Annotated in this window: 18 protein-coding genes; 13 read left to right on the top strand and 5 right to left on the bottom strand. The window is 66.8% G+C overall.

What is annotated here, in order from left to right:
• Positions 1-90 precede the first annotated feature (90 nt).
• Together MKW15_RS13780 and MKW15_RS13775 are read left to right on the top strand one after the other, a co-directional pair.
• Entirely contained in the window at positions 91-696 is a 606-nt protein-coding gene (locus MKW15_RS13780) for an RNA polymerase sigma factor (protein WP_240859079.1), read from the top strand.
• Positions 686-1,153, top strand: coding sequence for a hypothetical protein (locus MKW15_RS13775; RefSeq protein ID WP_240859077.1), 468 nt, complete (start codon positions 686-688; stop codon positions 1,151-1,153). Before MKW15_RS13780 ends, MKW15_RS13775 begins: the two co-directional genes overlap by 11 nt.
• 188 nt (positions 1,154-1,341) lie before the next feature.
• Here the strand turns inward: MKW15_RS13775 and MKW15_RS13770 are convergent, their stop codons facing one another.
• Entirely contained in the window at positions 1,342-2,574 is a 1,233-nt protein-coding gene (locus MKW15_RS13770; protein WP_240859076.1) for an acyl-CoA dehydrogenase family protein, read from the bottom strand.
• Positions 2,575-2,799: 225 nt separating this feature from the next.
• Here MKW15_RS13770 and MKW15_RS13765 point away from each other — a divergent pair, with 225 nt between their 5' ends.
• From MKW15_RS13765 to MKW15_RS13750, 4 genes are all read left to right on the top strand, one after another.
• On the top strand, positions 2,800-5,250 hold the full coding sequence (locus MKW15_RS13765) for an acetyl-CoA acetyltransferase (RefSeq protein WP_240859069.1): 2,451 nt from the start codon (positions 2,800-2,802) through the stop codon (positions 5,248-5,250).
• Positions 5,251-6,312: 1,062 nt separating this feature from the next.
• Entirely contained in the window at positions 6,313-7,569 is a 1,257-nt protein-coding gene (locus MKW15_RS13760) for an AI-2E family transporter (protein ID WP_240859067.1), read from the top strand.
• A 114-nt stretch (positions 7,570-7,683) separates the two neighbouring features.
• Positions 7,684-8,916 carry an acyl-CoA dehydrogenase family protein gene (locus MKW15_RS13755; RefSeq protein ID WP_240859065.1) on the top strand — a complete coding sequence of 411 codons (1,233 nt, stop codon included), beginning with the start codon at positions 7,684-7,686 and terminating at the stop codon, positions 8,914-8,916.
• Positions 8,917-8,930: 14 nt separating this feature from the next.
• Positions 8,931-10,073 (top strand): acyl-CoA dehydrogenase family protein, encoded by a 1,143-nt coding sequence (locus MKW15_RS13750; RefSeq protein ID WP_240859064.1) that lies wholly within the window; start codon positions 8,931-8,933, stop codon positions 10,071-10,073.
• Between the two features lie 63 nt (positions 10,074-10,136).
• Here the strand turns inward: MKW15_RS13750 and MKW15_RS13745 are convergent, their stop codons facing one another.
• Positions 10,137-10,889, bottom strand: coding sequence for a hypothetical protein (locus MKW15_RS13745; RefSeq protein WP_240859063.1), 753 nt, complete (start codon positions 10,887-10,889; stop codon positions 10,137-10,139).
• A 71-nt stretch (positions 10,890-10,960) separates the two neighbouring features.
• Between MKW15_RS13745 and MKW15_RS13740 the strand changes: the two genes are divergently transcribed.
• A complete protein-coding gene (locus MKW15_RS13740; RefSeq protein ID WP_240859062.1) occupies positions 10,961-14,194 on the top strand; it encodes a BTAD domain-containing putative transcriptional regulator in 3,234 nt (1,077 codons plus the stop codon).
• 252 nt (positions 14,195-14,446) lie between these two features.
• Here MKW15_RS13740 and MKW15_RS13735 read toward each other — a convergent pair whose 3' ends face one another.
• Together MKW15_RS13735 and MKW15_RS13730 are read right to left on the bottom strand one after the other, a co-directional pair.
• A complete protein-coding gene (locus MKW15_RS13735) occupies positions 14,447-15,253 on the bottom strand; it encodes an enoyl-CoA hydratase (RefSeq protein ID WP_240859061.1) in 807 nt (268 codons plus the stop codon).
• Positions 15,254-15,341: 88 nt separating this feature from the next.
• Positions 15,342-16,310, bottom strand: coding sequence for an esterase/lipase family protein (locus MKW15_RS13730; protein ID WP_240859059.1), 969 nt, complete (start codon positions 16,308-16,310; stop codon positions 15,342-15,344).
• A gap of 88 nt (positions 16,311-16,398) precedes the next feature.
• Between MKW15_RS13730 and MKW15_RS13725 the strand changes: the two genes are divergently transcribed.
• From MKW15_RS13725 to MKW15_RS13715, 3 genes are all read left to right on the top strand, one after another.
• Positions 16,399-16,950: a TetR/AcrR family transcriptional regulator gene (locus MKW15_RS13725; RefSeq protein WP_240859057.1), complete on the top strand. Its 552-nt coding sequence runs from the start codon at positions 16,399-16,401 to the stop codon at positions 16,948-16,950.
• A 123-nt stretch (positions 16,951-17,073) separates the two neighbouring features.
• Complete coding sequence (locus tag MKW15_RS13720; RefSeq protein ID WP_240859055.1) at positions 17,074-19,374, top strand: carbon starvation CstA family protein; 2,301 nt, start codon at positions 17,074-17,076, stop codon at positions 19,372-19,374.
• Entirely contained in the window at positions 19,371-19,568 is a 198-nt protein-coding gene (locus MKW15_RS13715) for a YbdD/YjiX family protein (protein ID WP_240859053.1), read from the top strand. The genes MKW15_RS13720 and MKW15_RS13715 overlap by 4 nt, the downstream gene beginning before the upstream one ends.
• A gap of 19 nt (positions 19,569-19,587) precedes the next feature.
• Here the strand turns inward: MKW15_RS13715 and MKW15_RS13710 are convergent, their stop codons facing one another.
• Positions 19,588-20,223 carry a TetR/AcrR family transcriptional regulator gene (locus MKW15_RS13710; protein ID WP_374247139.1) on the bottom strand — a complete coding sequence of 212 codons (636 nt, stop codon included), beginning with the start codon at positions 20,221-20,223 and terminating at the stop codon, positions 19,588-19,590.
• A 127-nt stretch (positions 20,224-20,350) separates the two neighbouring features.
• On the opposite strand from MKW15_RS13710, the gene MKW15_RS13705 reads away from it, so the two are divergent.
• From MKW15_RS13705 to MKW15_RS13695, 3 genes are all read left to right on the top strand, one after another.
• Positions 20,351-21,679, top strand: a complete 1,329-nt coding sequence (locus MKW15_RS13705) for a cytochrome P450 (protein WP_240859050.1) — start codon at positions 20,351-20,353, stop codon at positions 21,677-21,679.
• Positions 21,680-21,946: 267 nt separating this feature from the next.
• Positions 21,947-22,267, top strand: a complete 321-nt coding sequence (locus MKW15_RS13700; protein ID WP_276614979.1) for a transglycosylase family protein — start codon at positions 21,947-21,949, stop codon at positions 22,265-22,267.
• 150 nt (positions 22,268-22,417) lie between these two features.
• The gene (locus MKW15_RS13695; RefSeq protein WP_240859048.1) at positions 22,418-25,417 is read left to right on the top strand and encodes an AfsR/SARP family transcriptional regulator; all 3,000 of its coding nucleotides are present in this window, start codon (positions 22,418-22,420) and stop codon (positions 25,415-25,417) included.
• Positions 25,418-25,557 lie beyond the last annotated feature (140 nt).

The following is a 25,557-nucleotide window of genomic DNA, read 5'->3' as shown; positions in this document are numbered from 1 at the left end:
GCTTGTATAAAGTCAGTCGTAGTGAAGACGAAAAGCGCACGACCAAATTCGCGTGATCTAGATCACACCGAAGTGCTGATTCTGTCGGACATGAGCGACGACGAACTTGCCGGCGCAGCGTCCGTCGGCGATTCCGAGGCGTTCGGCATCCTGGTGACGCGGATGTCGCCCGGCCTGCTCCGGTATCTGCGTCGCATGGTCAGTGATCCACAACTGGCCGAGGATCTGGCGCAGGAGACCCTTCTCGCAGCATGGAAAGGGCTACCGGACTTCGAGTTTCGCAGTTCGTTCCGGACGTGGATGTTTGGTATCGCGCACCGCAAGACGGTGGACCATCGTCGACGCCGACGCGAAGTCCCCACCGACGACGAGCAGTTCGTCGATCTGGCCGCGACCGAACCACTGCCCGCCGACGAAGTCGAGCGGTTGACTCTGATCGAGGCACTTCGGGCAGAGTTGCCCAACCTGCCGGCCACGTCCCGCGCGGCCTGGTGGCTTCGCGAGGTCGAGGGACTCAGCACCACCGAGATTGCCAAGGTGCTGCAACTCAGCAACGGTTCGGTCCGGGGGCATTTGCAGAGGAGTCGCAAGTTCCTGTCCACGCGGCTCGCTCCGTGGAAACCACCGCGCGGATCGCCCGGCACGATCAACCATGCAAACACCGACGATCCGAAGGGAGGACACGATGAGCAGTGACATCTATGTCGACGCCGACAACGACGACACCGACGCCTGGCTCGTCGAGGCCGGCCGTCAGATCGACGAACCACAGAGCGACATCGCTCGCCTGATCGCGTCCATCTCCTCTGGACTCGGCCGGACCCTGCGACCTGCACGCACTCTTGCCACCGACGACGCGGCCATCGCGGTGAGCGACCGAGTTGTCAAGCAGCTCATCGCGATCCGTGTTCGACGGGCGCTCGGTCGACTGGTGGTGTTCGCGTCGGTCGATGGCGAAGGCGTCGCGGTGACCGGGGTCCGGATCGGACTGATCGCCCGCTACGGGGACGATTTGCCGACGTTGTCCGACGAGGTACGCGACGTGGTCGACGGCGTCTTGGCCGACACCATCGGAGACGAGCTCAGCGCGCACGCTCGTCGCAATGTGACCGTCCGGTGGCAGGACGTCTACACGCGGGAGTGGCTGACCTGAGCGCGCCTACGCCCCCACCGCTGATCAAACCGGCCGCCCCACCGCTGGTCGAGCCGGGACCGAGGCGCCAGCCGAGGACCCGTGTCGAGATCACATAAGTCACACGAGTGGTCTAGACACGTGTCGAGCTCGCTGCGCTCGCACGTCACGGCTCGACCTGCGCAAGCACGCCTCGAGCATCGATTGCGCTACCGCTTGCCGGCGCTCCAGGCGTACGGGAGGTCAGAGCCGTTGAGGACGTGGTCGCCGACCGACTGCAGCTTGTAGATCAACGGGTTGTGCGCAGAGATGGTGCGCGCATTGCGCCAGTGCCGGTCGAATCGCAGCCGCTCTGAGGTGATCGATGCGCCACCGACCTCGAACAGCTGGGTCACCGCGTCGAGAACAAGCGGAATGACGACACTCTGCGCCCGCGCGACGTCGAACTCCACCCGATCGAGAAGCGCGGTGTCCTCGCCGCCCGCGTCCAGCAGCACGTCGAGTTGGCCGGCGATGTCGAGCACCAGGGTGCGGGCCGCGTAGGCAGCGCCTGCCGCGCGTCCGATCACCTGCTGGACGAGCGGATCCTCACGAGGCAGATCCGCCGGAGCGTGGGTGAAGGTTCTGGTGCGGTTGCGCACCCACTCGGCGACGTCGTCGGTGGCGCGCTGCGCGATGCCGGCGAGCACCGCGAGCTGGACGAGCTGCAGGTACGACGTCGCATAGGTGCGACCCGCCCCACCGTAGCCCGGCCCCAGAACCCGATCATCGGACACTGCAACGGCATTGAACTCGGTAGTGCCACTTGCCGTCAGACGCTGACCGAAGCCGTCCCAGTCGTCGTGCTGGGTCACGCCCTCGGCATTCGCGTCGACAAGGACCGACACCCGCTCGCCATCCTTGTCCGCAGCCACCAGAATGTAGTCGGAGTACAGGCTCCCGGTGCTGTAATACTTTGTGCCGCTGAGCTTCCAGCGCGCACCGTCGGGGGTGAGGGCGGTCTGGTAGCGGTCGATCGCGCCGATTCCCGGTTCGGTGATGGCATTGCCCACCAGCTTGCCGTCGGCCACGGCCCGCAGCCACTGCTCGCGTTCGTCGCCGGCCTCGGCGAGCAGCTGGTCCTCGACAAAGGACCAGTGCACTCGAAGCGCCTGCGGCAGATTGGATTCCGCCGCCGCCAGGTCGATGAGCAGCCGGAACAGCTGCCGGACGGACGCACCGTACCCGCCGAACTCCGTGGGCACCCGTAGCGCACCGAACTTGGCCTCGCGCAGCCAGCCGGCCTCGGTGTAGGCGAGCGCACGATCGTCCTCGCGCTGCACCGCGCCGTCGGCAATCCGGGCGAAGATCGGCGCAAAGATCGCGTCGAGTTCCGCGTCGGAATGGCCGGCGCGAGTTTGCGGGTCGACGGATTGCTCGGAGTTGGGGACGGTCGCGGTCACCGGGTGTCCTTTCGGCTGCTGTCAGGTCGCCGGTCAGTTTCTACCGGCAGCCAAGGCGCAGCCACGTTTGCAACCGGACTGATCGCAACCGGGCCTCCTGACGGGCGGGTGGATGTCGTCGCGATCCCCGACACCAGGTAGAACGTAGGGAACAGCATTCGACACTGTGCCGATGCCGACTGTCATCGTCGCCGGGTGTCGCCGTTCGACGCAGGAAGGCAACCCATGGCGATCACTGCCGCGCCGAATCCCCCCAACCCCAACTCCCCCGACCTCGAGTCCCCGGAGCTCGATTCCCTGGACCCGCACACCCCGGTCATCGTCGGGGTCGGGCAGGCTGCCGAGCGGCTGACGGACCCCGGTTACGAGGCGCTGGGCGAGGCCGACCTCGCGTCGCGTGCGGTGAACGTCGCGATCGCCGACACCAACGCCGACAGTGTCGCGATCACGCAGGCCGTCGACACGGTGGTCGCCGTCCGGTCGTTCGAGATCTCGAGTCCCCTGTCCAGGTCGCCGCTCGGACGGCCAGACAACATGCCCCGGGCGGTGGCCGGACGCGTCGGGATCGATCCCCGGCGTGCCATCCAGTCGGTCACCGGAGGTCAGACACCGCAGGCGCTGGTCACCGAACTGGCGGCAGAGATCGCCGGGGGCCGCTCGTCGGGCGCGGTGCTCTTCGGTTCCGAGGTGATGTCGACCGTGCGCGACCTGATGACACGTCCCGAGTCCGACCGTCCGAATTTCACCGAGCAGGTCGGTGGGCAACTCGAGGACCGTGGCTTCGGCATTCGGGGCATGACCAGCCTCACCGAGGCACGCCACGGAATGACCGCCCCGGTCAATCAGTACGCGCTCCTGGAGAACGCTCGCCGACATCGCACCGGGCTCAACCGAGAGGCCTACGCGCAGGAGATGGGCGCTCTGTTCGCGCCGATGACGCGGGTGGCCGCGGCCAACCCGTTCGCAGCACGGCCGACCGAGCAGACGGCCGACGAACTCGTGACGGTCGACGAGTCCAACCGCAAGGTCGCCGAACCCTTCACCCGACTCCTCGTCGCCCGCGACCAGGTCAATCAGGCGGCCGCGGTCATCGTCATGTCGGTGGCCGCCGCGCGCGCAGCCGGCATCGATCCGGCTCGTTGGGTGTTCTTGCACGGACATGCCGAACTGCGGGAGCAGACACTCATGGCGCGGCCCGATCTGAGCGTCGCACCGGCCGCCGCCGCGGCGCTCGATCACGCTCTCGACGTCGCCGGAATCACGCTCGACGACGCGGCACACCTCGACATCTACAGCTGCTTTCCGATCGCCGTGTTCAACATCTGCGACGCCTTCGGCCTGCGGGCCGACGATCCGCGCGGCCTGACCGTCACCGGCGGACTCCCCTACTTCGGCGGCCCGGGCAACAACTATTCGATGCACGCGATCGCCGAGATCGTCGGACGCGTGCGGCGCGCACCGGGCGACTACGGCGTCGTCGTCGCCAACGGCGGCATCCTCAGCAAACACGCTGTCGGCATCTACTCCACCACTCCGGCCACGTGGCGCACCGACGACAGCACGGCGATCCAGGAGCGCCTGGACTCCGCGCCACGTGTCGCACGGTGCGACGACGCCGACGGTGCCGCGACGGTCGAAACCTTCACCGTGATCCATCACAAGGGCGGTCGGCGCACCGCAATCGTGATCGGCAGACTGGACGACGAGACGACGGATGCGCCCGGCCCGCGGTTCGTGGCGAACACCGATCCCGACGACACCGAGTTGCTCGACATCCTCGATGCGCGTGATCCGATCGGTATGCCGGTGGTGGTGCGGTCGACGACGGATGGCAACCGCGTGTACGCAAGCGCCGAGTCGCTGCGGCGACTCCACCCGCCGACCACGCCCGGATTTCGGGATTCCTACGAGCACATCGAGATTCGACGTGATGGCCACCTCCTCGAGGTGACGATCAACCGGCCTGAGGCACGCAACGCGCTGCATCCGGCCGCGAATGCCGAACTCGACTCGGTGTTCGACGCCTACTTCGCCGACCCCGAACTCTGGGTGGCCATCCTGACCGGCAAGGGCGACAAGGCTTTTTCCGCGGGCAACGATCTGGCGGCCACCGCGAGCGGTGCGGTGTTCTCGGTACCGAAGAACGGCTTCGCGGGTCTCACCTCCCGTCCCAGCCTGCCCAAACCGGTGATCGCGGCGGTCAACGGCTTCGCCCTCGGCGGTGGATGCGAGATCGCACTCGCCTGCCACATCATCGTGGCCGACGAGGACGCGACGTTCGGGTTGCCCGAGGTGCGCGTCGGACTCGCGGCGGCGGCCGGTGGACTGGTTCGGCTCCCACGCGCGGTCGGGCCCGCACTGGCCCGCGACATGATCCTCACCGGACGTCGGCTGTCGGCGAGCGAGGCGGCCGCGGCCGGCCTGGTGAGCCGAATCGCGCCGAGCGGCAAGGTACTCGAAACCGCGCGCGGCGTCGCCGAGGAGATCCTCGCCGGCTCACCGGTGTCGGTGCGGGCATCGCTGGAGACCATGGAGGAGACGTCGGCCATCGCCGACACGATCGCCGCAGTCGGTGCGAGCACCACCGTTCTCGACACCCTCATCAGCAGCAGCGACACCATCGAAGGCATCACCGCCTTCGTGATGAAGCGGCCGCCGAAGTGGTCGGGTCACTGATCCGAAGATCGGTGTGCCGGTCGTCCAGCTCATCGGTCTGCTGGTGATCTGGCTCGCGTCGGACAAGCCCGAAATCGTCTGTGCCGTCTACCTTGTCGCGAGCACTGCCTTCGGCCTCCTGACCTGAGGAAATCTGTACCTGGGAGCCCAGTCAGATGCACAGTGCACGTGGTCGGGCTGGGGCGTACAGATATCCGACGGGGTGGGCAGTGCGCTCCCCGCGGTATGACCGGGTCGCCCCGGGAGTTGGCGACCGAAACGGTCGCCGTGAGGTGTCTCCGAGGGCAATCCTCCCTTGGTGGCACCTCAGGAGGACCGTTCTGGACGGCTTGGCTCTTCCCGCACCCGCGATCGCCGACGCAGGCGGCGGGCGGTCCGCTGATCCGAAGAGTTCGGTGACCACAGCGCTGAACTGGGCAAATACGATAGTGCCGTGCCCACGAAAGTTAGGGGAAGAACTTCTTCCCCGGGGTTCGTAGTCGTCCGCGCGAATTTTCTGGGGGAGGACTCCAAGGGTAGGGGACGAGTTTTCTTCCCCTACTTTTGTGGGCGCACGTGCCTGGCGTCGCCTTCGGCGGAACGCGACGACCGACAGCCGGTGACTGAGATCGGGCCCGTCAGCGTCCGCTTCCGGGATATACCCGGAGGACCACCGTCAGGGGCCCGATCCTGGCCGCCGGTCCTGCCCTCTTCCCGCTTCCACGATCGCCGACGCAGGCGGCGGGTGGGTCGCTGACTCGATGAGTACCGCCTTCGGCCTCCTGAACTGGGGGAATAGAGCCTGCCGCGGTTGGCTCAAGGCAGTGCTACCGACACTCTGTGTCCTGTTGGAGAGTCTGTGTGCTGTAGCACCCAGCTGACCCGATTCGACACTGGGTGTGGCTAGGCCGCTGGCTCGCACCTAGCCAGCGGAGGCAGAGGCTTCGACGTCCGCGGGCTCGAGCCGACCGTTCATCTGAAACGGATGGAATGCCCGTGTCGCGATGCGCCGCACCACCCCCATGATGAACACTTGTTCCCGGCGGTTCCCCGATCGGGGAACGGGCGAGCTCATGGAGGCAGATGGTGGCGAGGCACAAGTCGGAGAAGTCGGCATCCGCGGCACCGGTATCGGCGCGCTCACCCGAGTCCCAACGTCTCGACCCGCCGTCGTGGACGCTGCCGCGCGGCACGATCGTTCTGCTCACCATCGCCGGCATGGTGGTCGCGATCGGCGGCATCAAGGCGGTGTCGGGACTTGTCGGCCCCATCTTCCTCGCGCTGATGCTGACGGTGGCGGTACAGCCGGTCCCGGTGTGGTTACGGCGCAAGGGCTGGCCACGGTGGGCGTCGTTCCTGGTGACGGTGCTGCTGGTGTACGGCATCCTCATCACGCTGTTCGCGTCGCTGGCCTTCTCGCTGGCGCGTCTGGCGACGATCCTGCCTACCTACAGCGCCAAGTTCGACGACCTGATCAAACAGTTCCAGAGCTTCCTGACCGATCACGGGGTCAGCCAGGACAAGGTCCACCAGATGCTCTCCAACACCGATTCGAGCAAGGTGGTCTCGGTGGTCGGCGACCTTCTGTCCAGCACCCTCAACGTGACCAGCGCGCTCGTGCTGGTGCTCGCCCTGTTGCTGTTCATGTCCGCCGACGCGGTCGGCTATGACGACAAGATGGCCGAACTGAACCGCACCCGGCCCGACATCGCCTCCGCGTTCTCGTCGTTCTCGCGGGGAACCCGGAGTTATCTGGTGGTGACCACGGTCTTCGGACTCATCGTCGCCGTTCTCGACACCGGTGCGCTCGCCCTGATGTCGGTCCCGTTACCGGTTCTGTGGGGTCTGCTCTCGTTCATCACCAACTACATCCCCAACATCGGTTTCGTTATCGGGGTCATCCCACCTGCGCTGCTCGCACTGCTCGACGGCGGTTGGGACAAGATGCTCTGGGTCATCGTGGTGTACAGCGCAATCAACGTGATCATCCAGTCGGTGATCCAACCGAAATTCGTCGGCGACGCCGTCGGTCTGTCGACCACTCTCACCTTTGTGTCACTGATGTTCTGGGCGTGGGTGATCGGACCACTCGGCGCCATCCTCGCCGTCCCGCTTACCCTCATGGCGAAGGCGCTGCTCATCGACATCGACCCGGCGACCAAATGGGCCGACGTGCTGCTCTCCTCGTCGGCAAGCGGCAAGAAGGACACCGAACCCGATGCCGACGGTGATGCACCGGACGGTGATTCGCCCGGCGAGGCGGAATCCGTCGCGGTTGCGAAATCCGACGGGCCCGACGATTCCGGCCCCACACCCGAGGCAGCACCGGCACCATCGTGATGTGACCCCGATCGACGCCGATCACACCCAGGACTTCGCCGGTCCTGGGTCATTCGGTAGATTCTCAGATACAGAATCTGATCACACCCGTTTACAGATAGGTTTCGCCCGCTCATGGACATGAACTGGTCCCCGGCCGACGCCGCGTTTCGCGATGAGGTCCGCGCGTTTCTCGACGAGAAGCTGACCCCCGACCTGCGCGCCGCAGGCACATTACGGACGAGCGTTTACTCCGATCACGAAGCATCGATGACCTGGCAGGCAATCCTGCACGAACGCGGCTGGGCCGCCCCGGCCTGGCCGGTGGAGTACGGGGGCTGCGACTGGTCGCTGACCCAGCACTACATCTTCAGCCGCGAGTCGATCCTGGCCGGCGCTCCCGCCTTGTCGCCCATGGGAATTCGCATGGTGTCGCACGCCATCATGGCCTTCGGCACCCAGGAGCAGAAGGATTTCTTCCTGCCCGGCATCCTCGACGGCAGCGTGTTCTTCTGTCAGGGATACTCCGAACCGGAGGCAGGCTCCGACCTCGCGTCGCTCTCGATGGCGGCGGTCAGTGACGGCGACGACCTGGTGGTCACCGGCAGCAAGATCTGGACCACTCACGCCTCGGAGGCCAACTGGATCTTCTGCCTCGTCCGCACCTCGCGACTCGAGCGTAAGCAGCAGGGCATCACCTTCGTGCTGATCGATATGAACGATCCCGGCATCGAGGTGCAACCGCTGGTGTTCGCCTCCGGCGAGCAGGTCCAGGCGCAGGTGTTCTTCGACGGTGTGCGGGTGCCCAAAAAGAACGTACTCGGCACCATCGACGACGGCTGGACCGTCGCCAAGTACCTCCTCGTCTTCGAGCGTGGCGGCGGTGCGGCCGCACCTGCCCTGCAGGTCATGGCCGACAACATCGGCACCGACGCGGCCGGTGTCGTCGCGCCCGACGGCGGCCCGCTGTCGGAGTACCCGGCGTTCGCCCACAAGCTCGCCGATCTGAAGGTCCGCGCCAAGATCCTCGAGATCCTCGAGTACCGGGCGCTGGCGGCGATGACGTCGGGCAAGGACCCCGGCTCGATCGCATCGATGCTCAAGATCCTGGGTACCGAACTGAGCCAGGAGATCACCACCCTCGCCCTGGAGGCCGCCGGCCCGCACGGGCGCGCGTTCCAGCCGCATGCCGCGAAGCCGGGCGGGCCGATCGCCCAGTACACCCCGCCGACCGACGGTTACGTCAGTGGCGAGCCGTGGCAGGCCGTGGCCCCGCTGCACTACTTCAACGACCGCGCCGGCTCGATCTACGCCGGCAGCAACGAAATTCAGCGCAACATCCTGGCCAAGGCCGCACTGGGACTCTAGAGAAGACGAGACTGATGGATTTCACACTGACCCCGGAGCAACAACTTCTCTCCGATGGGCTGAACAAATTCCTGGACGCCCGCTACGACCTGCAGGCCAGCCGCGAAGCGGTCAAGGTCGGCGCCGGCTGGCAGCCAGAGATCTGGCGAGCACTCGTCGAAGAACTCGGCGTCGTGGGCGCCTGCTTACCCGAAGCGGTGGGCGGCGACGACGGCGGGCCCGAGGAACTGATGGTGGTGACCGAGGCCCTCGGCCACGCGCTCGTCGTCGAACCGTTCGTCGACTCGGTGGTGCTCGGCGCACGCCTGCTGCACGCAACGACAGCCGCACCGGCGCTGGCCGCCGCCGAACGGATCGCATCCGGCGAAGCCGTGAGTGCACTTGCCGCGCTGGAGGATTCGTCCGGTGGCAACCTGTCCCGTATCGCCACCAGCGCCGAACGCGACGGTGACGAATGGGTTCTGAACGGTGCCAAGGCCGTCGTCACCTCGGCTCCGCTGGCCGACTATCTGATCGTCAGTGCCCGCACCGCGGGCGAACCCGACGACCCGGCCGGCGCCTCGCTGTTCCTCGTCGAACTCGGCGACGGCGCGCCGGCAGGTATCACGTCACACCCGGTGCGCACCATCGACGATCGGCTCGCCGCCGACCTCGTGTTCACCGACGTCCGCCTGCCTGCCGACGCCCTGATCGCCGAGGGTGCCATCGATCTGCTCGAACGTGCCTGGGACGAGGCGACCGCTGCGGTGGTGTCCGAGGCCGTGGGCCTGATGCGCAAGGTCTTCACCGACACCGTCGAATATGCCAAGCAGCGCCAGCAGTTCGGCGTCCCGATCGGCAGCTTCCAGGCGCTGCAGCACCGCATGGTCGACATGCACCTGGAACTCGAACAGTCGGTCGCCGCGCAGTACTTCGCGATTCTGTCGCTGGACGCACCGGCCGCCGAGCGTGCAGCGGCGGTGTCCGCGGCCAAGGCGACGATCAGCCGCGCGGCACGGTTCATCGGTCAGAACGCGGTGCAGCTGCACGGCGGCATGGGTATGACCGAGGAACTCGCGATCGGTCACTACTTCAAGCGTCTGACCGCGATCGAGTACGAATTCGGCACTGCCGACGCACACATCGCCCGGTTCGCCGCTGCCACCTCTGCCGGCTGACGACACCACATCGACAAGGGGCGCCACGGATCTCGTGGCGCCCCTTGTCGTTTCACGTTGGTGTCAGGTGCGGTCGGCTCGGGCTGCCGAAGCTGCGCGGAGCATCAGCACGCCGATGGCCGCTACTCCGATTCCGCGGGGTGCCTCCCAGAAGAATCCGGAGATCCCGGCGACGGCCGGCAGTGGCAGCAGGAACCCGACCATGCCGATCGTGATGAGCACGCCAATCCAGATCGGGACGGCTCGGTTGCGGATGAGGCTCGATCCCAGCAGGGCCAGGCCGACGAGCATCACCACCGCCCCGAAAGCGTTGATCGCGATGAATTCCGGTGTACCGAGCATCGAGTCGTCGTCAGCGATGAGGTGCGCGGTCGTCGGGTCGTTGGCAAACGGGTAGGCCACGAAGATCTCGACGGCCAGGTGCGCCGTCGACGTGACGACATTGCCCACGAAGTAGAGCACGATCCCGACGAAGCCGGCGATGCCGATCCGGGGGCGTAGCCACACGTACATGCCGGGCAGGCCGAGCAGCACAAGAATGGTGCCGACGGCGAGCAGTATCTGTGCCCATGGCGCCGTCGCGCCTTGCAGTGCCTCGACCGAATGACCCTTGCCGTCGACGATCGGATGCAGAGTGCCGCCCGCCACGCACAGCGCGCCGCCGAGGATCAACGAGACAGCGCTGAGGCGCCGGATGACCGGCCAATCGGGACGGCCGACGCGCGAGCCCGGCGCGTGGGTGTCGGAACTGCGGCCGTGTGGGCCGGACATGGTGTCGGGGGTGGTGGGATGCTGGGGATGCAGTGATGTTGTCATGCCAACACCTTCCGAGCCGGCCCTGGTATTCGCCTGGTGCGTCGCTGGAGCACCCGGTAGATTCACTGTCTGTGCAGGTCGAGCCCATTCCGATCCGAGTGCTCGGACCGCTCACGGTGACCGCGGCCGACGGTGAGAGCGTCGATGTCGGGCCGCGCAAGCTGGTCGAACTCCTGGTCATCCTCACCGCCGAACGGGTGCCCCGCTCCGCCGACCATCTCGCCGAACTCCTCTGGCGCGGCAGCCCGCCACGTTCCGTTGCGGTCACCCTGCAGGGCTACATCTCCCGTCTACGCAAAGCACTCGCCGCTGTCGACGGGGTCCGGATCGACACCGTGACAACCGGTTACGTCTTGCGCTGTGACGGGTCCGGGACCGACCTCGACGTGCTGGAACGTCTGAGCACCGACGGTCTGCGCCTGGCCCGCACCGATCCGGCTGCCGCAGCCGAGACACTGTGTCGTGCACTCGATCTCTGGCGCGGTCCGCCGGTGGGCGAGGTCGCCGACATCGCCGAGATGGCACCGGAGATCACCCGTCTGGAACAGATGCGTGCCGACCTGACCGAGAGTGCCGCAGAAACCCTCCTGACCACGGGTGAGCATCGTCGAGCCGTCACGCTGCTCAGCGATCTCCTCCGCCACCAGCCCTATCGCGAGGGTGCGGTGCGTGTCCTCGCGACCGCGCTTGCGCACATCGGACGCCCCGCCGACGGTCTCGCGGTGATCCGGGACCTGCGTGGCCGACTCGCGGACGATCTCGGGCTCGATCCCGATCCACGCACGCTCGCGGTCGAAGCCGAGTTGCTCGATCCGGCGTCGGTTGTCACCCGCCCTGTCCAGGTGCCGGAACCGGTGGAGCAGCGCACCACCATGATTTGTGGTCGCGACAACGAGCTCAAGGTGCTGAGGGCGGTGCTGCGACGAGGCTCCGGGCGACTCGCCGGTGCCGTGGTCACCGGCCCGTCCGGAATCGGCAAGTCGTCGCTGGTCGACGCCGCACTCGACATGGCCGATCTGCCCGTGCTCCGCACCGTCGGACGCGCGGCCACCGATGAGCCACTGCGCGGACTCACCGACCTGTTCGGCGTCTTCCCGTCAGCAAAGAATGTGGACGTCACGGCAACCGACCTGGTGTCGGCGACTGACGACGCCATCCGGTCTCGCCTCTGCGCGCACGGTCGAGTCGTCCTGAGCATCGACGACCTGCAATGGATGGATCTCGACTCGGCTCAGGCACTCGGCCGGGTGCTCGCCGGCATGCGATTGATGCCCGTCACCGTCGTGGCAACCTCCCGCGACAAGACGAACCCGGCCGCACGGCTCATCGCCGATGCCCTCGCCAAACACGGTGATCTGTCGGACATCGCGCTGGGCCCACTCGACGACACCGACCTCACCCAACTCGTGACACATCGGCTCTCCGAGACCGGACTCACTCTCGCCCCCGGCCCGCTGGTCGAGCAGAGCCTCGGCAATCCCCTTGTCGCACTGACACTGTGCGATGCCATGGCCACCGGATCGGCTTCCGGCGAGGCACGCCTGATCCCCGACGCGATCGGACGTCGGCTCGACGACCTCGATCCCGCGGCCCTCGCACTGGCGACGCTGCTCGCAGTATCTGGCGGCGCCCTTGACAATGACATCCTGGGCGACATGGGTTACGCCGCAGGCTCACCGATCCGCGCCGCGCTGATCGACGCACGGTTCGCGGGCACCGAACCCGATACCGCACTGTCGCTTTCGCACAGCCGGATCACCGAGGCCGTCGTCTCCCACTGTTCACCGGGCGATCTCGCGCGCACCCACCGACGACTTGCCGCCGCACTGCTGGCTCGACGCCCGCACGAGTTGTCCTCGATTGCAACACATCTCGCCGCCGGTGCGGATGATCCGCAGACCCGCGCACGCGCTGTCGAAGCGGGTGTCGAAGCCGCGCGGGCCGCCCACCGCTCGGGAGCCGACCACCAGGCCGTCGAACTGGTCCGCCGAACACTCACCCTTCTCGACACGGACCGCGACCAACCGGGAACCGCTCACTCGCGTGTCGAAACATTGCGACTCGGTGGATCATCGGCGATCGCGCTGGGCGACTTCGATTCCGCCATGAGCTTTTTCGAAGAGGCCGCCACGATCAGTCGCATCGACAGCGACTGGCCCGCACTCGCCGAGACCGCGTTGCTGGCGGCACCCCGGGGGGTCGCAGGCTATTGGTCGGGGTACGGCATGATGCATTCGGGCAATCCGGCGCTGGTCGCCGAGGCACTCGGTCACGACGATGTCCTGGACGCGGATACCGTCGTGAGACTGCAGGCGGGCGAGGCCGCCCGCCGGACTGTTCTCGGCCTGCCCGGTGCGCGCGATCACCTTGCAGTTGCCGCAGAACTCTGCGAGCCCGGATCGTCGGCGGCGCACGACGTGCTGCTGGCCGAGTTCCTGTGTCGATGGACTCCGGCCGACCGAGCCGACCGCGCCAAGATCGCCGACGAGTTGTATCGGACGTCGGGTGGCGACGTGCACCGGAGAGCGACGGCCCTGCACCTGCAGCGCGTGTGCGCCCTGGAATCCGCCGATGTTCGCATGGCCCGGCGAATCTCGACCGAGGTCAGCCGGGTCATCGCCACACATCCCGACACCGACCTCGCCACCATGCAGTTGTGGTGGCGGGTGATGCTGGCCCTGCTGCGCGGGAACTTCGAGCAAAGCTCCGAACTCACCACCGAATATGCGGAATCCGTTGAGTCACTGGGCGACCAGGCCAAGCTGCTGTCGGAGGCCTCCATCGCGACCAGCGAGTCGATCGCCTTGTGGCTGCGCGGCAGGCTGCACGAGATGCTGCCCCGATTCGACGATCTCACCGAGAGCGTCGACGACGATTTCGCACTCGTCATCGCCCTCGGGTCCGCGGAGGCCGGAGACGTCGACCGCGCGCTCGCCGTGGCGACCGAGATCACCGCGGATGCGGCAAGTTGGTCGGGTCCGCGAGTCGTCGTCCGCGTGCCACTCCTGGTGGACGCGCTGTACATGGCTTGGCGCACCGGCGAAGACCTCGACCGGACACGGCGGATAGCGGCACGGATCGCGCCGTTCGTCGAAGACTGGAACGACGGCCTGATCGTGCAGTGGCCCGGCGTCGTGTGCGTCGGACCGGCCTCCCTGTATCGCGGGAGCCTCGGGGCGATCGTCGGAAATGACAGCGCCGCAGACGATCTCGAAGCCGCCGCCCATCTTGCCGACGACACCGGTGCTCGCCCGTTCGCTGAACGCGCACGTGCGCGTCTGGCGCATCTGCGGGAGAGCCACTGACCCAAGAAGTTCGGTGGTCAGCGCTCTGACCTGGGTAAATGCAGCCTGCCGAGGAGTCGCACCTGACACTCTGCGTCCCGCGTGGTCCTGCGAGAACTCGAGTTGAGTTGGAGAACGCGAGTGCTGCAGCACTCGCGTTCTCCAATTCGGCTTCGGTTGTCGCGGGTGCCGGCCGCGTGGACTCGAAGAACTCGGTGACCACCGCTCTGACCTGGGGGTATGTGACGGTCCTACGTGGCGTGGCTGCGGAAATCAGCAATCCTTCCAGACCGGGTCGCGCTTGCCCAGGAAGGCCGAGATACCTTCCTGCGCATCGCATGTCATCGCGTTCTCGGCCATCGTCGCCGACATCAGTTCGTACGCGTCGTCCTCGGCGATCTCGATCTGGCGATAGAACGCCTGTTTGCCGATGGCCACCGTCGACGCGCTCGACGCCGCGATGCGGGTCGCCAGCTCACGCACCGAACCAGCCAGAACATCGTCGTCGACGACGGAGCCGACCAGTCCCCAGTCGGCGGCGGTGTCCGCGTCGATCAGGTCGCCGGTCAGCAGCATGTGCATCGCACGTTTGCGCCCGACGGCGCGGGTCAGCGCCACCATCGGGGTCGAACAGAACAATCCGATCTTCACTCCCGGCGTACTGAATCGAGCACTGCGGCCGGCGACGGCGAGATCGCAGGTCGCGACGAGCTGACATCCGGCCGCGAACGCCATGCCGGCAACCTCGGCGATCACTGGCTGCCGAATGCGATGGATGGTTGTCATCATCTCGACGCAGCAGTCGAAGATCGCCCGTTCCTCCTCGAGACTGCGTCCGACGAGTTCGGTGAGATCGTGCCCGGCGGAGAACGCGGGCCCGAGCGCTCGGATGACAACCACCCGCACCGCCGGGTCGCCGTCGAACACGCGCAGCGATTCGGTGACCTCGCGCATCACCTCCGACGACAGAGGATTACGGCGCCGCGCACTGGCCAACGTGATCACTCCCAGTGCTCCGTCGACCTCGGCCCGTACCGCAGCGTCGACCGTTGCTGACGTGGTCTGCGAATCCTCACCCATGGTGGCCTCCTCGTCCGTCCCCTCACTGTGCCGGATCATCGGGCGGGGGGATCGGGATTCACCGTCGGACTGTCCGGTCGATCAGGTGTCAGCGCGGCAGCGGGCCGAGGAACGGCAGAACCGTGGTGCATCCGCGGTCTGCTGTGCGCGCGCCGAGCGCCTCGAGCACGATGCGGACCGCGACCGGATCGGCGGTCATCTCATAGTGCTCGGTGAAATCGGTCGGGCAGACGTCCTGCAGCACCACGTTGCGGACATTGCGACCGCGCAGCATTCCGGTGCGATACGGGGTCGCTACCTCGTCGTACCGCGTGACGATCATGGTGAAATCGATGTCCGGCGCGATTCGCGGGTCCGGGTTGAGGGTCCGCAGGAACCCCGATCCGGGCGTGAGCTGACAGGGTCCCCCGCACTGCCGCGCAAGGCGCGGCCCGACGTCGGGTATCTCGAGCGCGGCCGCGAGGGCGGTCTGCACACCGCTCACGTCCGACCCGTGCAGCGGCGCACCAAGCGCCACATAGTCATTCACGCGTGGCACGCCGCCGAGGTGATTGAGGTAGTAGAACGGTATCGCCCCACCCATCGAGTGTCCGACGAGGTCGACCTGGCGTGCACCGGTCGCCAAGCGCACCCGATCGATGAACGCGGCGATCTGACGTGCACTCTCCTGAACCGTGGTGACGGCCCCGACCGGGCCGAGCCAGTCTCGGCCGTAGGTCGTGGAGAACACGCAGTACCCCGCCGCGGCGAGCACCGGCGCCATCGTGTCCCAGGTGACGGTGTCGTTGCTCAAACCGTGCAACAAGACGACGGGTTCAGGGTGCCCGGCGTCGGGCCGGCATCGCCAGTCGTTGGCGCCGGGCGGTGAACTGTTCGGCCGGGCCAGGGCTGCGGCAAGTCCACCGATGTAGCTGTGCGACGGCGCTGCCGACGCCGGGTCCGGACTGGTCGGCACTCCCAGCAACGCCAATGCGCCGACCAGCACACCGACCGCGACACGACGCATGATCTTCACGAGTTGACTCCCCTCCGCCACGATGACCGACCGGTCGGTCATAATCTAGCACGCGCTCGGCCGGTCGCCTCGCCGACTACGATGAGTCTGTCCGACGATCACACGTCGTGTTCTCTGCAGGAGGTGACCGTTGCCCCGTCCGGCCGAACCGGGTCGTAGCGCGCTCCTGCGTGCGGGAGCCGAGGTCGCGACCGAACGCGGACTCAAGGGCCTTAGCGTGAATGCCGTCGTCGATGCTGCCGGCATGGCGAAAGGCAGCTTCTACCACCACTTTCCCGATCGTCGAAGCTATGTGATCGCCCTGCACCGCGAGTATCACGACGCGATCGACGCGGCTGTTTCCCTCGCGATCGACGGTCGCCAACCAGGCGAAGGGCGCCTGCGCGCCGGGATCATCGCGTACCTCGACGCTTGCCGACGCACCCGCGCCACCAAGGCGTTCCTGGCCCAGTCCCGCACCGACACCGACCTCCTCGACGAGGTGACCGCACGCAATGCGGCGGCGACCGAGAAGATGCGCACCGACGTCGGCCTCCTCGGCTGGGACGACCCGGGTGCGATCGCCACGCTGACCGTCGCCATGGTCGCCGAGACCGCCTTGGTCGAGTTGTACGCAGACGCCGAGCAACCCGCCCTTCGAGACGCCATCTTCGCTCTGCTCCTGGCGAACTCACCATCCTGAACTGCGTCGATCAGGCGCAATGTCAACTCCGCCGTGACCCGTCCAGCCCCGGGAGTAGAGTGACGCAGGCCACACGGGAGTGGCATTCGACGCGACCGCAAGAGCGACGAAAGGGCCCAACGGATGACCGCCACCGCACAACGTCCGGACCACCCCGACATCGAGTACGTCACCACCGATCCCGACCAACCGCCCGTCGCGATCATCGACCGCAGCCCGATGACGACGGGGAAGAAGATCCTCTTCGCGGTGATCGGACTGCTCGGCGCCGTCGCCTGGGCGATCGTCGCCTTCGTCCGCGGTGAATCGGTCAACGCCGTGTGGTTCGTGGTGGCCGCGCTGTGTACCTACGTCGTTGCCTACCGCTTCTACGCGCGCCTGATCGAGATGAAGATCGTGAAGCCGCGCGACGACCACGCGACACCGGCCGAGATCCTCGACAACGCCCAGGACTACATGCCGACCGACCGTCGGGTCCTGTTCGGCCATCATTTTGCCGCGATCGCCGGTGCCGGTCCGCTCGTCGGCCCGGTCCTGGCGGCTCAGATGGGCTACCTGCCGGGAACCATCTGGATCATCATCGGCGCCGTTCTGGCGGGCTGCGTGCAGGACTACCTGGTGCTGTCGATCTCGGTACGACGCCGGGGCCGCAGCCTCGGCCAGATGGCGCGCGACGAACTCGGCGCCGTCGGCGGCATCGCGGCGATCGTCGCGGTCTTCGTGATCATGATCATCCTCATCGCGGTGCTCGCGCTGGTGGTGGTCAACGCTCTCGCCGAAAGTCCTTGGGGCGTCTTCTCGATCGCGATGACCATCCCGATCGCCCTCTTCATGGGCGTCTACCTCAGATTCCTCCGACCGGGCCGGGTCACGGAGATCTCGGTGATCGGCGTCGTGCTGCTGTTGGCGGCCATCGTCGCCGGTCGCTACGTCGGCGAATCCTCGTGGGGCCACGACTGGTTCAGCCTGTCCCCGGTGGTGCTCAGCTGGTGCATCATCATCTACGGCGTGGCCGCGGCCATCTTGCCGGTCTGGTTGCTGCTCGCCCCGCGCGACTATCTGTCCACCTTCATGAAGGTCGGCACCATCGCACTACTCGCCATCGGCATCATCATCGTCCAGCCTGTGATGAAGGCACCGGCGGTGAGCGAGTTCGCCTGGAACGGAAAGGGTCCGGCATTCTCCGGGGCGCTCTTCCCGTTCCTGTTCATCACGATCGCCTGCGGAGCACTGTCCGGATTCCACTCCCTCATCTCTTCCGGCACCACTCCCAAATTGCTCGCCAAGGAAGGACAGGCGCGCATCATCGGCTACGGCGGCATGCTCACCGAATCCTTCGTCGCCATCATGGCGCTGATCACCGCGTGTATCCTCGATCAGCACATCTACTTCGGCATGAACGCCCCCAAGTCCCTGACCGACGGCACCGCGCAGGGTGCAGCCGATTACGTCAACGGCCTCGGCATATCCGGCGAGCCGATCACCGCCGAGCACTTCGAGCAGGCCGCGCAGGGGGTCGGCGAGGCCTCGATCGTGTCCAAGACCGGTGGCGCCCCGACCCTGGCCATGGGCATGGCCGATACCCTGCAGGAGGCGATCGGCGGAGAGTCGTTGCGCGCCTTCTGGTATCACTTTGCGATCATGTTCGAGGCACTGTTCATCCTGACCACGGTCGACGCCGGGACACGCGTGGCCCGTTTCATGCTGTCCGACGGCATCGGAAACCTGCCCGGCGCCAAGAAGTTCAAGGATCCGTCGTGGCGGCCGGGCGCGTGGCTGTGTACCGCCCTCGTGGTCGCCGGCTGGGGATCGATCCTGCTGATGGGCGTCACCGACCCGCTCGGCGGCATCAACACACTGTTCCCGCTGTTCGGCATCGCCAACCAACTTCTCGCGGCGGTGGCGCTGACCGTGGTGACGGTCGTCATCGTGAAGCGAAACCTGTTGAAATGGGCTTTGATACCCGCGGTACCCCTCGTCTGGGATCTCATCGTCACGATGACGGCCTCGTGGCAGAAGATCTTCTCCGACAATCCGTCGATCGGCTATTGGTCCCAGCATCGTGCGTTTGTCGACGCGAAGAACCAGGGTCTGGACAGCTTCAAGACAGCCAAGACACCGGCCGAGATCGATGCCGTCATCCGCAACACCTTCGTCCAGGGCACACTCTCGATCGTGTTCGCCGTGCTGGTGCTCATCGTCGCCGTCACCGGAGCCCTGTTGTGTGTCAAGGCCATTCGTGCCGGCGGCCTACCGACCACCGAGGACGAGCCGGTCCAGTCGCACATTTTCGGACCCAGCGGGCTCATCGAGACGCCCGCGGAGAAGGCCGTCGAACGGGAATGGGCCGAGTACGCGGCCCGACAAGAGCACCCACCGAATCGTCGTCGCCACGAAGACTCCACGTCGGGAGCCTCGGGATGACCGCTGCCGGCGTCCGCGAACGAATCAACGCGATCGGCCGATATGTCGGCGACCTGATGGGCGATCGTCACTATCAGCGCTACCTCGACCACCATCGGCGCCGGCATCCCGCCGAGCAACCCATGTCGGAAAGCGAGTACTGGCGCACCCGATATGCGGCTCAGGACTCGTCTCCTCAGGGACGTTGCTGTTAAGGCGTGTCTCCCAAATGCCCTAGGGCGTGTCTCTATCGAGCCCGATCAGTGCGGCACAGGCGGTAACCGTCGGTTCGACGATCGTCGCAATGGGTTGCCCGGCTTCGACCGCGTTGGCGGTCAATTCACGGATTCCACCCCAGATCACGATTGCGATCTCCCGTGAGATGGGTGTGACCCCGGCCTTCCGCATGACCGGGGTCGACGTCAAATCGGTGAACAGCGTGATCCAGGCTTCCATCGCTTCGGCCTTCATCGCCTGCGCCGACGCCCCCAGGGCCGGCAGCTCACGTATCCAGCTGAGAGCCAGTTCTCGCCGCTGGTCATTGGCCCGCGCGTAGGCAATCACCGCCTGCCGAATCTGGGACTGCCAAGGCGCAGAGGAATCAACTTGCCCCGCAATGTAATCCACGATCGAGCTGTTGGTGACCCGTAGCAGTTCCACAAAGCAGTCCTGCTTGTCGCCGAACTCCTGATAGAACGAGCGACGCGAGGTCCGGGCCACCCGCACAACGTCGGCAACCGTGGTCTCCCGATAACCACGTTCGCCGACACAGGTGAGCATCGCCCGCAGCAGCCGTGCCCGGGTGGAGTCCTCTTGATCCAGGCCGGCCACCCGCATCGAACGCGGCATCGTCGATTCGGTGGTGGACATACATCGAGAGTAGGCCCTTGCTCGCAGCCGGTACACCCGCGTACCGTCGTTGGTACAAATACGTACCACTACTGTCCCGCCGCTGCCCTTGGCGCATCGTCGACACAGTGGGATTGGAGTCGAGCCGATGGCCGCCGAACCGTCACCGACCGCGACCATCTCACCAGCCACGGATTCTGTTGCACCGCCCCGGGTCCCGCTCCCCAGGGCGGCACAGGGACTCGGGTTCCTCATCTCTCGCCACGCGATGATGCGATGGTGGCACCGGCGCCTCGGCGACGCCTTTGTCCTCGACCTGCCCATTTTCGGCGATTGCGTGGTGATCTCCGATCCGGCGCACGCGAAGCAACTGTTCACGGCCGGCGACAAGGTGCACAACGTCAGCCCCAACCTGGGACGGGTGCTCGGCGACGGCTCGGTCTTCTCACTCGAGGGCACCGACCATCGCCGCCGCCGCAAGTTACTCACACCTCCGTTGCACGGCAAGCGCATCAAGACCTACGAGTCCATCGTCGAAGAGGAGACGCTCGCCGAGATTGCCACCTGGCCGCAACGGCGACGGTTCCGCTCCCTGGAACCGATGATGCACATCACCCTCAACATCATCCTTCGTGCTGTTTTCGGCGCTGCGGGAAAGGATTTGGACGATCTTCGGCGGATCATTCCGCCCCTCGTCGCAGCCGGTTCTCTCAGCGCGACAGTTCCCCCGCTCCCCCGGCCGTTGCGTCGCGTCGACCCCAACCACCGCCTCCGTGTGCATCGGCAGGAGTATCAACGGGCTGTCGGTGGGCTCATCACGCAGGCCCGCCAGGACCCCGACCTCGACGATCGCGACGACATCCTCGGACTGCTGGTCAGCAGTCGCTACGACGACGGCTCGCCGATGAGCGATTCCGACATCGCCGACGAACTCATCACGCTGCTGGCCGCCGGCCACGAAACCACCGCGACAACCCTGGCATGGGCTTTCGAACGCGTCGCGCGCAATCCGCAGGTTCTCACCGATCTGGTCGACGAGGTCGACCGCGGCGGCAGCGATTTTCGGCACGCGGTGATCCACGAGGTGCAACGCAGCCGCCCGGTGATCGACTTCGCCGGACGCAGCGTCGTCGCCGAGACGCTCGACCTCGGCCCGTGGCGCATCCCGCGCGGTCACAACGTGCTGGTGGCGATCTCGCTGCTGCACGACGACAGCCGGCAGTTCGCACACCCGGAGCTGTTCGATCCCGGCCGATTCGAGGGCACCACGCCGCCCGCGGCCTGGCTACCGTTCGGCGGTGGCACCCGACGCTGCATCGGTGCAGCATTCGCCACGATGGAGATGGACGTCGTACTGCGCACAGTGCTGCGCGAGCTCACCCTCGAGCCGACCACCGAACGCCCCGAAGCCTGGCACTCACGTGGCGTCGCCTACGCCCCCCGACGCGGTGGTCGCATCACGGTCCACCGTCGCTGACCGTGCGTCCCGATCCGTTGACGTGACGCACCGCACATTCTCGGTGTGACCTTCGTCATCCGAAGACGTCACATTCCGTCAGGCCTTCGATGTGCCGACACGCCGCGATGCGCAGGAGTTTCAGGGAAACCTATCAGCGTTATCCCAGCGTTATGAAAACGCCCCAGGTCACCGACCCGGCGTGACCTTTCCGTTACCAATCCGTATGGTCGCCCTCGGTCCGAATATCGCTCACCCGCCTGGGTGAAGACAGGAGGAACGAAGACCATGAGCATGACGAAGATCGTCGCTCGCGCAGCCGTCGTCGGCGCGCTCACCGCAGCCCCGTTCGGCCTCATCGCCGGCACCGCATCGGCCGACAGCCACAACTGGGACGCCGTCGCCCAGTGCGAGAGCGGTGGCAACTGGGGCATCAACACCGGCAACGGCTACTACGGTGGCCTGCAGTTCACTCAGAGCACCTGGGAGGCCAACGGCGGCTCGGGCAACGCGTCCAACGCGTCGCGCGCCGAGCAGATCCGCGTGGCCGAGAACGTTCTCGCCACCCAGGGACCCGGCGCATGGCCGGTCTGCGGGCAGTACCTCTGAACTGACGCATAGGTGACCCGTGCGGGTCACCGAGTAACACCGCGCACCGCACACAGCCAGCCGCTGTGTGCGGTGCACTGGTTTCCGCCGCGGTTGTGAGCTTGCTCCCGACCAGGAGCCACTCCACATCAGACGTGTTCCACTGTGACGATGACTGCGCTGGTGGGGGTGCTCGGTCCGACCGAGGTGTGCGCCGGCGACGCCGACGCCATCCCGGTCACCGCGCGCCGTCTGCGCACCTTGATCACCTCACTGGTGCTTGCGCATCCCTACCCCGTCGGCATCGAGGCCATCGTGTCCGACGTATGGCCCGATGCTCCCCCGCAACAACCGACCGGCGCGGTGCACACGCTCATCTCGCGTCTGCGCGCACTCGTCGGGTCCGAACGAGTGGACTCGACTCCGGGCGGTTATCGCTTGATCGGAACCGAGGGGACGCCGGTCTCCGACCTCGCCACGGCCGAGGCCATCGCGCGCGATGGAACGGACGCCGATACCACCGGGGCCCTCGACCTCTGGCGCGGTCAACCCGGCACCGGACTTCCTCCGGGCGACCTACGGGACCGGCTGACGATACGCGCCGACCGGTGCCGCGGTGTTCTCCGGGAGCGATCCTGGAATCACCGCCTCGTCGCCGAGCCGAACCGCGTCGCCGCTGAGGTCGCCGCGCATCGTGAGGCGCGCGGGCCGCTCGACGAGCAACTCGCCGCGTTGGAGATGCGCGCACATGTGGCGGCCGGCAATCCCAACCGCGCGCTCACCGTCTTCGCGAGGCTGCGTGCCGCCCTGGCCGACGAACTCGGCGCCGACCCCGGGCCGGAAGCCGTCGCAGCGCATGCGGCTGCTCTGCGCGCACAGACGCCCGTCGCCGCCGACCCAGGGTTCGCAACCCAGATGCCCGCGCCGCCCCGCAACAGCTTTGTCGCACGCGTCGACATCCTGGCAGACATGCGACGCGCGCTCGCCGACTCCGGCGTCGTCTGTGTACTCGGCGAGGGCGGTATCGGAAAGACTCGTCTGGTTGCGGAATTCGTTGCTGCGCAATCTGTTCCGCACATCTACGTGGACCTGACCACGGCGCGCGGCGTCGAGGACGTGACGGCCGCGGTGACCGCCGCCCTACGGCCGACCACAGTTCCCGATCTCGCCGGCGGCACGCCAGGACCGATGCAACGCCCCGGGCAACTCCTGACACAGAGCGCACCACGCGGGGTCGTGATCGTCCTCGACGCATGCGAGCAGGTCGTCGACTCTGTCTCAGAGCTGGCCACCGAGGTACTCGCGCGACGCCATGATCTTCAGATTCTGGCCACCACCCGGGTACCGCTCGACCTCGTCGACCAGCACGTCATCGACGTCGGACCCCTATCCGAAGCTGATGCCGCACAACTCTTCTCAGACCGTGTGCGTGCGGCGGGACGCAGGGACAGCATCGCGGCTCACGAAGTCGACGAGTTGTGCCGCCGCCTGGACGGATCACCCCTCGCACTCGAGTTGGCCGCTGCACAGCTCCGACATCTCACGCTCGGCGATCTCAACGATCGTCTTGCATCGACACTTTCGGTGTTGAGCGTCCGGGGCGGCGGGCGACACAGCTCACTGACCAACGTTCTCGCCTCCAGTTGGGAACTGTTGGCCTCGGATGCGCGTCTGGCACTCGCCGCCCTCGCCCGCTTCCCGGGAGAGTTCCGGCTCGCCGACGCCCTCGCGTTTCCGATGGTGACTCTGGACAATGTGGCGATCCTGCGGGCGCACAGCCTTTTACGGGTTGCGGAGGACCAGCAAGGGCGAGCGCAGCGACGGGGAAACTTCGACAGGCGAGCGCAGCATAGTTGTTATCGCTTGTCCGACACGGTCCGCGACTTCGTTCGCGAGCGCACTCGGGAGCAGCCCGACCTCGAGGAATGCCTCGTCGCCGCCCATCACCGCTGGGCACGCACCCAGGTCGACGCCGCCCTGACCGACCTGCGCGCCGGCCGGGTGGCCGACGCGGCCGATCGGCTCGACCACTCGTCGGACGCCATCCTGTCACTCCTCGACGGGAGCGCGAGCCCGGATCCAGCACTGCTGCCTGTTGTTTCGTGGCGGACGATGCGCACCGGGGGCCACGACGCGACCCTGCGGTTGTGCCGCGCCGTCGCCCGCCAGCCGGCCGAATCAGATCGCGATGTCGCCGGACTACTCTGTGCAACAATACATCTCACCATTGCGGGCCAGTTTCGCGACGCGGCCCGGGCGCGGCTCCGGCTCCGCGAGGCCATGTCGGTGCGGCCGTTGAGTGGAATCGACGGACTCATCGGCGATCTGCTCGTCGCCCGACCGGCCACCGTGGCGCGGACGCTGGCGACTGCCGCGCGCAGCGCCGACGCAGGGGTGGTCGCGGCGGCCGAACTGGTTCGCGCCGAATTGGCCGAACGCGCTGCCGCACCGAGGTTCGCACATCGGTGTGCCCTGCGCGCATCCGTGGCAGCCGACGTTGCGATGCACCCGTGGTTCGCCGCGAACGCACGCAGCAGACTTGGCCGCATCTGCAGCCAGGTTGGGGACCACGAGGCCGCCATCGTTCATTTCGAGCGCAGTGCAACCACTTTCGACGACATCGGGCTGGCGCAGGATGCGTGTCGGGTGCGCATCTACCAGGCCGGCGCATCGGTGAGCGTCGATCCGCGTCGAGCCGAGGATCTGCTCGCCTCGTGCCTGCGTGCTGCCGGAACCACCGCGCGACCGTTCATCGCAACTGCTCATATGACGCGCGCGCAGTTGCTCGTCGACGACGATCCTGCCCTCGCGGTCACGGCAATCGCCGACGCCCTGCGCATCGCGGGGCCACCCGCCGACGGTCACTCGGTCCACATGCACGCGGTGGCCGTCGCCCTGCTCGATGCGGCCGGACAATCCACGCACGCACGGCTCGCGGCCGATGACCTCGAGGCCGCCCTGACACAGCGTCGTCTCGACTCGGCGCTCACCGACCTGCCCGCTCTCGGCGCTGCGGCGGCGGCCGTCGTCAAGGCCCGTGGCCTGCGCGACGACGATCCGTACGCCGCCGCCGCGCGCGCCATCCATTACCGCCGGGACTTCCCGGTGATGCACCTGGCCGCCGGTCCCTCCATGTCGAGGGAACGCGCGGTGGCGCAGCTCATCGGCTGATCTGCTCGCAGATATTCAGAAGAGTGCGGGAGGTAGGACGACGGCACTCTTTCGCGCCTCCATGATCGGCAGCACCGCCGACGGTTGAAACCGAAATGAAAGTGCCCTCCGCCATGGTGGTGACGTCAGACGTTCGCGGG

It is taken from the genome of Gordonia gummivorans, from assembly GCF_022513585.1.
Lineage (GTDB): Bacteria > Actinomycetota > Actinomycetes > Mycobacteriales > Mycobacteriaceae > Gordonia.
Note: the sequence above shows the minus strand (reverse complement) of the source record. Positions and strands in the feature narration are given on the sequence as shown.

Coding starts and splice junctions, on each gene's coding strand:
- MKW15_RS13750 (WP_240859064.1), top strand. CDS start 8,931: ATGGATTTCACACTGACCCCGGAGCAACAACTTCTCTCCGATGGGCTG.
- MKW15_RS13780 (WP_240859079.1), top strand. CDS start 91: ATGAGCGACGACGAACTTGCCGGCGCAGCGTCCGTCGGCGATTCCGAG.
- MKW15_RS13755 (WP_240859065.1), top strand. CDS start 7,684: ATGGACATGAACTGGTCCCCGGCCGACGCCGCGTTTCGCGATGAGGTC.
- MKW15_RS13775 (WP_240859077.1), top strand. CDS start 686: ATGAGCAGTGACATCTATGTCGACGCCGACAACGACGACACCGACGCC.
- MKW15_RS13765 (WP_240859069.1), top strand. CDS start 2,800: ATGGCGATCACTGCCGCGCCGAATCCCCCCAACCCCAACTCCCCCGAC.
- MKW15_RS13720 (WP_240859055.1), top strand. CDS start 17,074: ATGACCGCCACCGCACAACGTCCGGACCACCCCGACATCGAGTACGTC.
- MKW15_RS13695 (WP_240859048.1), top strand. CDS start 22,418: ATGACTGCGCTGGTGGGGGTGCTCGGTCCGACCGAGGTGTGCGCCGGC.
- MKW15_RS13705 (WP_240859050.1), top strand. CDS start 20,351: ATGGCCGCCGAACCGTCACCGACCGCGACCATCTCACCAGCCACGGAT.
- MKW15_RS13700 (WP_276614979.1), top strand. CDS start 21,947: ATGAGCATGACGAAGATCGTCGCTCGCGCAGCCGTCGTCGGCGCGCTC.
- MKW15_RS13735 (WP_240859061.1), bottom strand. CDS start 15,253: ATGGGTGAGGATTCGCAGACCACGTCAGCAACGGTCGACGCTGCGGTA.
- MKW15_RS13710 (WP_374247139.1), bottom strand. CDS start 20,223: ATGTCCACCACCGAATCGACGATGCCGCGTTCGATGCGGGTGGCCGGC.
- MKW15_RS13715 (WP_240859053.1), top strand. CDS start 19,371: ATGACCGCTGCCGGCGTCCGCGAACGAATCAACGCGATCGGCCGATAT.
- MKW15_RS13730 (WP_240859059.1), bottom strand. CDS start 16,310: ATGACCGACCGGTCGGTCATCGTGGCGGAGGGGAGTCAACTCGTGAAG.
- MKW15_RS13760 (WP_240859067.1), top strand. CDS start 6,313: ATGGTGGCGAGGCACAAGTCGGAGAAGTCGGCATCCGCGGCACCGGTA.
- MKW15_RS13745 (WP_240859063.1), bottom strand. CDS start 10,889: ATGACAACATCACTGCATCCCCAGCATCCCACCACCCCCGACACCATG.